A 7,468-nucleotide genomic window follows, 5' to 3' on the forward strand; every position below is an offset into this window, starting at 1 on the left:
GGCGTCCAGCGACGAGCGGGGCGGAATTCAGGCCCGGCAGAGGACCTCGCCGTGCGGCATGGACAGCCAGCCGTCCGGGGCCGCGGCCCACGCCCGCCATGCCGCCGAGATCGCCTCGAGCTGCGCGGCGGTGGCCAGGCCCAGGGCCAGCAGGTCGCGACCCACGCCGGAGTGCAGGATCCGGTCGGCCCACATCCCGCCCCACCAGTCGCGGGTCGCGGGCGTCGCGTAGCACCAGACGCTGCCCGTCGGGATGATGTCGTCGAACCCGGCCGCCAGCGCCCACGACAGCAGCCGGCGGCCCGCGTCCGGCTCGCCACCGTTAGCACGGTGCGCCTTGCCATAGAGATCGAGCCACAGGTCCAACTCCGGAATCCGCGGAAACCAGATGAAGCCGGCGTAGTCGGCGTCACGCGCCGCCACGATGCCGCCCGGCCGGCACACGCGCCGCATCTCCCCCAGCGCCCGCACCGGATCGGCCACGTGCTGCAGCACCTGGTGCGCATGCACGACATCGAAGGCGTCGTCGGGAAAATCGAGCCGGTGCACGTCGGCGGTCGCGAACGTGACATTGGCCAAATTGCGCCGCTCGACCTCGGCGCGGGCCACGTCCACGACGCCGGCGAACAGATCGACGGCCAGCACCGGTCCGGGCGCGACCCGCTCGGCCAGGTCGGCGGTGATCGTCCCCGGACCGCACCCGATGTCCAGCACCGACAACCCCGGCCTCAGGTGCGGCAACAGATAGGCCGCGGAGTCCTCCGCGGTGCGCCGCTGATGGCCGCGCAGCACCGACTCGTGATGCCCATGCGTGTACTTGGCCGGTGGCGCGTTCATGGCCCGAAGCCTACCGCCTTATTCATAATATGAAACCTTCGTCTCACTATATGAGACACATTAATCCACCGGGACGTCGAGGATCGGGCGGTCGACGGCGGCGCCCGGGCCATCGAAATGCCACCACTCCCCCGAGTACGGGGACAGCCCACCGTATTTCATGGCGTCCCGCAGCCGGGCCCGGTTCGCCTGGGCGTCGGCGCTGACACCCTGCGTGGCGTAAGCCGTTGCGCGCGAAGAGAAATCGTCGAAGTCGGTGCCCATGTCGGCCAGGCACAACCCCTCTACCTGCCGATCGGTCGGGCATTGGTCCTGCACGCTGGTGAACGTCACGTCCACCGATCGTCCGGACTCATGGCTATGCGCATACCGGCCGGGGCGGGCCACCCAGGCCGGGTTCGGCACTGCGTTGAACAACTTCACCTGAACGTCGTGCGGCCGGTAGCAGTCCCAGAACACCAGCAGGTGGCCCTGGGGGCGCAGCGCCGTCGCGGCGGTCGCCAGGCCGGGAGCCATCGACTGATGCACCAGGCATCGGGCGTCGGAGGGATACAGTTGCGCGTGGGTGAAATTGTTCGTCGTCGCATAGCGCAGGTCGATGACGGCGTCGGGGACCACCGTGCGGACGTCGACGAATCCGGCCGCGCGGGCCGCGTCGCTGACGGGCGGCACGTCCGGACCGGCCTGCGCGGTGGCGGCACCGAAGAGCGTGCCGGCGAGCAGGAGCGGACACAACAGCCGGAGGCGAGGCATTCGATCATTGTCGCGGTTCGTCGGGTGGGATCACATAAGCCACACCAGTCACGGCGAGAGTTCCCATGACTGGTTCTGCAAAGCGCTATCACCGGCGCTACCACTTTGGTGGATCACCGACGGTATCGCCGTCGACGTAGCGCTGCAGGTTGGGCCCATCGCCGCGATCGGCTCGATCTTCCCGACCTGGCCGGCGGCCCGAAGGAGGGAACACGATGGCCGGTCTCGGAGTTGGCGTCATGAGCAATTCGGCCAATCCGCGTCTGCTGCGGTCGATTCGGGTAATCCCCATGCACCTTGGGAACCCGGGAACAAGGGTCTTGGCATGCCGATGACCGATTTCGCGTTCGTGGATGGCTCCCTGGACGACGACGCGTTGAGCCGGTTGCCCGACGAGTTGGTGATCGCGCTCCTACGCGCGCCGGATACACCGTTTTCCCGGGACAACACGTGGGTGTACCTGCGTCCGGTGGAGGCGGCCGAGCTTCGGTGGGCGGCCGCGGTCCGGGCGCGTCTCGGTTCAGGGTCGACCTGACGGTATTCCAAGGAGCGCTGCGCCGCGGCGATCGAGCCCCAGGGCTCCCGCGCTTTTGATGTGTGGACGCTGATCCATGAGATCCCCGAGGGCAACTGGGCCGGCGACGGATGGGTCATCTATTACCAGCAGGTGAAAGGGCTTGTGGCCGAGGGCCTGCCCGACGAACGTCTTACCTGAACGGTCGACCGCCCGCCCGGCCCGTCGTACACCTTTATGCTGACGTGGGAGGGAGGGACGGATGGCGTATCTGCTGACGCAGCCGCAGGTGATGGTGACGGCCGCCGCGGATGTGGCCGCAATCGGCTCGACGATCGACGAGGCCGGGGCGGCCGCGGCGGGCGGGACGACCGGGGTGGTGGCCGCCGCCGCCGACGAGGTCTCCGCCGCGGCGGCGAACCTGTTCAGCGCGTACGGCCAGCAGTGGCGGGCGCTGATCGGGCGGGTGGCGGCACTGCACGGTGAGTTCGCCCGGGCACTGTCCACCGCCGGCAACGCCTACGCGAACGCTGAGGCCGCCGGCCAGGCAGCGCTCGCCGCGACGGGCGGATCCACGACCGGCGCGGCGGGTGGCACCGGCGCGCTGACCGTAATAACGAAGGCGGCCCTGGAGAACGCGGCGGACCCGGTTGTCACTTTCGTCATGGACGGCAGCGGAACACCGATACCTCCGCCAGATTTCGTGAACAATGTTGTCACCAAGTACGTCATGCCCAATTTCCCCGTTGGCCTTGTTCAAGGCCTCGCGATGCCGGCGGGAGAATATCCGGACAGCGGCATCAAAGACTTGATGCAAAACATCTCGATAGCCCGGGGCGTCACGGCGCTGAACAACGCTATCCAACAGCAACTCGCCACGCCAAACACCACAGTGAACGTTCTGGGTTACTCTCAGGGCGCCAACATCGCCGCGCTGGAAATGCAGTTGCTGGACCCCGCCGGCACACCGAGCTCGCTACCGATAAACTTTGTGCTGCTTGGCAATTCGATGAACCCCAACGGCGGCTGGGATGCGCGCTTCCCGGGTCTGAGCCTCCCGACGCTGGGCTTTTCCACCCTCGGCCCGATGCCGACCAACGATTTCGTCACCAAGGTCTACACCCTGGAATACGACGGCTGGGCCGACTTCCCGCAATACCCGATCGATGTCTTCTCCGACCTGAATGCCCTGGCGGGCATGGTGACGGTGCACACGGGCTATGACACGCTGACGTCCACGCAGATCAACTCGGCGATTGTGTTGCCGACACCGGGCCCCACCCAGACCACCTTTTACATGATTCCCAACCAGAACCTGCCGCTGTTGGATCCGGTGCGGTTTATCCCCTATGTCGGGAACCCGATCGCGGATTTGGTGCAACCGGTTTTGACGCCCCTTGTCAATTGGGGCTACGGCAACCCGGACTTCGGCTGGTCCACCGGGCCGGCCAATGTGACGACCCCGTTCGGATTCTTGCCGCCGCTCAGCGACACCGTCGCCCTCGGGCCCGCGCTGATCAACGGGATGCACCAGGGAATCGGCGCGGCGATCGGCGACTTCAACGCCGAGGGGCCACCCCAGCTACCGTCGCTGCAGGGCATAACGCAGGCGCTTACGTCGCTTTCGTCGGGGCCCGGCACGCCGGCTTTGCCCGCCGGGCCGCCCACGATCACCGACCTTCTCTCGGGCCTGGAGGCTGCGAACACCCAGATCGTCGGAGCCGGGACGACGGCGTTCTCGACGGCCTACTCGACGCTGCTTCCGACCGCAGACATCACGACGGCCGCCCTCGTCTCCCTGCCGTCGTATGACGTCAACCTGTTCCTGAACGGGATGACCCAAATGGTTAACGGCCAGCCCCTCGGCGGGCTGGTCAACGCGTTCGGCTACCCGATCGCCGCCGACGTCGGATTGCTCCCGATGCTGGGCGGTTTGGAAGTTGCAGTCCTCGGGGAGGCCGGCTATTCGATCCTGACCGGCACGCCGTACGGGAGTTTCTGATCCGTCTCGCAGTGTCAGGGGCGGGGTTGAACCGCCGACCTTCCGCTTTCAGGCGGCGAGGGTTGCCGGCAGATCGCAGCAGTTGCCAGGGCATGTGTTGGTCTGCCCCGATTTGAGCCTTTTACGCCGTCACCCTGGTCTTGTAACCAACGCTGCTGGCGACGATCTCGCCGTTGGATGCTCTGCGGTGCGCAACCGGGGTTCTTAAGCGCTTAAAGCCACGTTTGCTGGGTAAGCGAGTGTGGCGGGGGGCGAAGGTCTCTCCGGCAGGAGGACGCGATGCCCGGGCACATCACTATGCGAGACATCGACGCTGTCGACGCGGAGCTGGAATCAGTGGCGGCTCTTCGCTATGCGGCTCGACAGCAGGGCCGTCCGTTGCCATCGATAGATGCAGCGGATGCGCTGCTGGATGAACGCCTGTGGCTCACCGACCGCGCTACAAATCTTGGGCGACTATTACCTTGAGTGAATCGGCTTGGCTGCCGTCGACAGAGCACCCCGGACGCGCTTCTGGTAGCGATTGCGCGAGGACATTCCAGCTACGAGGTCGGCCGCCGCTCGTAAACTCACGGGCGAGGCAAGGTTGGCAGTTGACATCTGTGGGCGGCTGCAACGGGTCATCGGGCGCGGGCAGCTTGTTCGACGTGTGCGTTATAAGCGCGTCAGTTCAGGGAACCCCTAGTCGAGATGGAGGCCCACTCGGGGCGCCGTTATGACAGGAGTTGCAATGATCGGGTCAATAATCCTCGCCCTCGTGGTCGGCGCGGTTATCGGATTGGTGGCACGCCTCATCATGCCTGGCAAGCAAGACATCGGCATGATTATGACCGTTGTGCTCGGGGCTCTGGGTGGCTTGGTCGGCTCGTGGGTGGCCAGCTATTTCGGGTACCACAATGCAAATGGTGGAGTTGCCTGGATTCCGTTTTTCATCGGAGTCGGCGTCGCGATCGTCTTCATCGCGATCTGGGAAGCCGTGATGGGTCGCCGTACCCGGCGTAGCCGGTTGCTTCACCGGTAGCTGGATCGGCGGACGAGCTCTCCGCTCGTTCTTCAGCCCGGGCGACAGCTTTCGCGGGCCAGGCCGCATGCGCACCACTGATAAGTCGCTGACTCTTCGCCACCTGAAAGGCGCTGACGAGTCGAAGCGGGTGCAGACGGCGACCTGGAAGTCTTCATCATTGCCAGCTGTGGCTCCCCGGCAATGGCTACGGCAGGTGGCCGCCTGTTCGTAGCGGACGCAAATGCGTCCTTCGACTTGACGCGAGTGCTCGCAGTCCGCGAGGTAGGCCGACGGCCCCGGCGAATCAAATGGATAGAAGCCGGTCCGCATTGGAGCGCCACGAAAATCGACGTCAAGCATCAGGACCGCTCCGCATGCGCGGCAACCCAGGCATCGACTTGCGTCCAGGTCCGCTCGAGCCAGGGCCCCAACCGAGGCGGCGGCGGAATACGAACAGCTGGTACCACGACCGTGCGAACCAGCAGCTGCCGATGGACGGGTAGCTGCCACCACGGCCGATCCCGCCCGTCGGCGCAGAAGCCGTTATGGGTCACCACCAGCATGTTGGCGTTCGGTGCTCCCGCCACCGCGCTGGCGGCGCCGCCGCTGCGCGGGGGCAGCGTGTGGGATTGGCGGAGCGCTCGGCGAGCGGCGCGGAAGCCGCGGGTCGAGCGGAGTTGGGCAATCGCGTTGCGCCAGCGCGGCCAACTGAAATTCGCGCCCTCGGGAAACAGCAGCATCGCCTGCCCACCGGTGAGCGATTCCGCCATACGGCGGACTTGTCTGCGTGCGCGGTCGCCCCGGCTAAGGAAGCAGAGGCATCCCAGCTTGCCGGCAAAGTCAAGTACGGGTTCGCACTGCAGCACGGATTTGAGCACAATCCGCAATTGCAGCCCGTATTCGATCACGAGAAGCCATGCCACCAGGACGCTGTCTCCCGGGCCGCAATGGCGTGCCAGCACGATAACCGGCTCATTGCGTGGAATCTTGTCCGCGGTCGCCGAGGCCGGGTCGAGTACGACCTCCACATCGAGGATTCTGCGCACGGCGGCATAGACAGACGTCAGGATGTCCCGCATGAGTTGGTCGCAGTCACGATTACCGCGCAAAATCTTTGCCAGCGTGCGCAATTCGATGACTGCGTAGGCCATCACCAAAGCGACCGTGCGAGCAGGTCGACTCGACCGGGTAAGAAGTCCCGCTATACCCGCGCCAGCCAACAGCAGTGGCCCCGAAAGCAACACCGAGGCCATCAGGATGATAATTACCGGCATGGTGATAGCGCGACGCAGCATGGTCATTGCCGTGCCTTGAGGTATTTGCGAGTCGCGTCATAAGCCAGTTCGGCGCGTCCGGCGAGCCGGTTGGTGTCGCGATACCGCAGGTTCGACCACGTCGCGGACGGCCGCTGCGGCAACCCGGTCGGCAGCACGTGGACGGTCACCTCTGAGCCCACCCGCTCTAGATCGCTGAAAAATCGATGCCGCCGTGAGATCTCGAAGGCGACGAACGCGACCTCCCACAAGAACCGCGGCGCGGCGAGATTCTCCTCCAAACGCCCAACGTGCAAAACCCAGACCGTGTCGGCGCCACGCGCGACCGCCCTGTCCAGTGGGATGCTGTTCACCAGGCCGCCGTCGAAGAAGTGCTCGTCGCCGATTCGGACCGGTGGAAAGACGCCGGGCAGCGCGCAGGACGCAAGCACGGGCTCCACCAATTCCCCGCTGTCGAACCAGTGCTCACGGGCCCGCTCGATGCTCGCCGCGACGCATTCAAACGGCACAGCGAGATCCTCGAACGTCCGCGCCGGCAGGCGATCTCCCAGCATCCGACGAAGCGCGCCGTTGCCGTGCAGCGCCGTCCTGCGGCTCACCAGGCCGGCCAGCCGGCCGACCAACGAACCGCCGAGCATGTCGGTCCGGCCAAGCGCCTCCCACATCTCCAATAACCGTTGAGCGCCCTCGGGTGTGGGATCGGCGGCGATGGCCGCGCCATTGATCGCGCCGACCGAAGTGCCGCACACCAAGTCCGGCCGCACGCCCGCCTCCAGCAGTGCGCGTGCCATGCCAACTTCGGCGGCTCCAAGCATGCCGCCGCCGCCGAGCACGAAAGCATGGGACGTCACCCAGGACATATACCCGCGGTGAAGAGGTCCACCATCACTGCCCCGCATCGGCTTTTGTCCGGTACCCGATTTTGACCCGTTGTTCCGGCCGCTGCGCTTCGGCCCGCAACGCATAGGTGTAGTAGGACCTGTCGGCGTCGGTTAGCGGGGGCTGCACGATGCTACGGGGCCACAGGTGGCGGGCGCGAACGACGTCGGCCTCGATCGCGTAAACGATGACCGTCGCCTGAAGCG

General features: G+C 65.9%; 7 protein-coding genes and 1 pseudogene. 3 read left to right on the forward strand and 5 right to left on the reverse strand.

The features are described 5' to 3' along the window. Nucleotides 1–27: 27 nt before the first annotated feature. Both VMD50_RS08495 and VMD50_RS08500 read right to left on the reverse strand, forming a co-directional pair. Complete coding sequence (locus VMD50_RS08495; RefSeq protein ID WP_325426749.1) at nt 28–837, reverse strand: methyltransferase domain-containing protein; 810 nt, start codon at nt 835–837, stop codon at nt 28–30. Nucleotides 838–897: 60 nt separating this feature from the next. Next, a complete protein-coding gene (locus VMD50_RS08500) occupies nt 898–1,590 on the reverse strand; it encodes a M15 family metallopeptidase (protein ID WP_325426751.1) in 693 nt (230 codons plus the stop codon). Nucleotides 1,591–1,915: 325 nt separating this feature from the next. Here VMD50_RS08500 and VMD50_RS08505 point away from each other — a divergent pair, with 325 nt between their 5' ends. The 3 genes from VMD50_RS08505 (at nt 1,916) to VMD50_RS08515 (ending at nt 5,127) form a co-directional block, all read left to right on the forward strand. Beyond that, entirely contained in the window at nt 1,916–2,125 is a 210-nt protein-coding gene (locus tag VMD50_RS08505) for a hypothetical protein (RefSeq protein ID WP_325426753.1), read from the forward strand. Nucleotides 2,126–2,366: 241 nt separating this feature from the next. Then, entirely contained in the window at nt 2,367–4,106 is a 1,740-nt protein-coding gene (locus VMD50_RS08510) for a PE-PPE domain-containing protein (RefSeq protein WP_325426755.1), read from the forward strand. Between the two features lie 730 nt (nt 4,107–4,836). Beyond that, nucleotides 4,837–5,127, forward strand: coding sequence for a GlsB/YeaQ/YmgE family stress response membrane protein (locus tag VMD50_RS08515; protein ID WP_325426757.1), 291 nt, complete (start codon nt 4,837–4,839; stop codon nt 5,125–5,127). Nucleotides 5,128–5,468: 341 nt separating this feature from the next. Here VMD50_RS08515 and VMD50_RS08520 read toward each other — a convergent pair whose 3' ends face one another. The 3 genes and pseudogenes from VMD50_RS08520 to VMD50_RS08530 form a co-directional block, all read right to left on the reverse strand. Continuing rightward, complete coding sequence (locus tag VMD50_RS08520) at nt 5,469–6,410, reverse strand: 1-acyl-sn-glycerol-3-phosphate acyltransferase (RefSeq protein ID WP_325426759.1); 942 nt, start codon at nt 6,408–6,410, stop codon at nt 5,469–5,471. Then, nucleotides 6,407–7,234, reverse strand: a complete 828-nt coding sequence (locus VMD50_RS08525; protein WP_325426761.1) for a patatin-like phospholipase family protein — start codon at nt 7,232–7,234, stop codon at nt 6,407–6,409. Before VMD50_RS08525 ends, VMD50_RS08520 begins: the two co-directional genes overlap by 4 nt. Nucleotides 7,235–7,268: 34 nt before the next feature. Continuing rightward, nucleotides 7,269–7,468 (reverse strand): annotated as a pseudogene (locus VMD50_RS08530) (hypothetical protein); the annotation flags it as partial.

It is taken from the genome of Mycobacterium sp. (assembly GCF_035506235.1).
Lineage (GTDB): Bacteria > Actinomycetota > Actinomycetes > Mycobacteriales > Mycobacteriaceae > Mycobacterium.

Coding starts and splice junctions, on each gene's coding strand:
- VMD50_RS08520 (WP_325426759.1), bottom strand. CDS start 6,410: ATGACCATGCTGCGTCGCGCTATCACCATGCCGGTAATTATCATCCTG.
- VMD50_RS08505 (WP_325426753.1), top strand. CDS start 1,916: ATGCCGATGACCGATTTCGCGTTCGTGGATGGCTCCCTGGACGACGAC.
- VMD50_RS08515 (WP_325426757.1), top strand. CDS start 4,837: ATGATCGGGTCAATAATCCTCGCCCTCGTGGTCGGCGCGGTTATCGGA.
- VMD50_RS08510 (WP_325426755.1), top strand. CDS start 2,367: ATGGCGTATCTGCTGACGCAGCCGCAGGTGATGGTGACGGCCGCCGCG.
- VMD50_RS08500 (WP_325426751.1), bottom strand. CDS start 1,590: ATGCCTCGCCTCCGGCTGTTGTGTCCGCTCCTGCTCGCCGGCACGCTC.
- VMD50_RS08495 (WP_325426749.1), bottom strand. CDS start 837: ATGAACGCGCCACCGGCCAAGTACACGCATGGGCATCACGAGTCGGTG.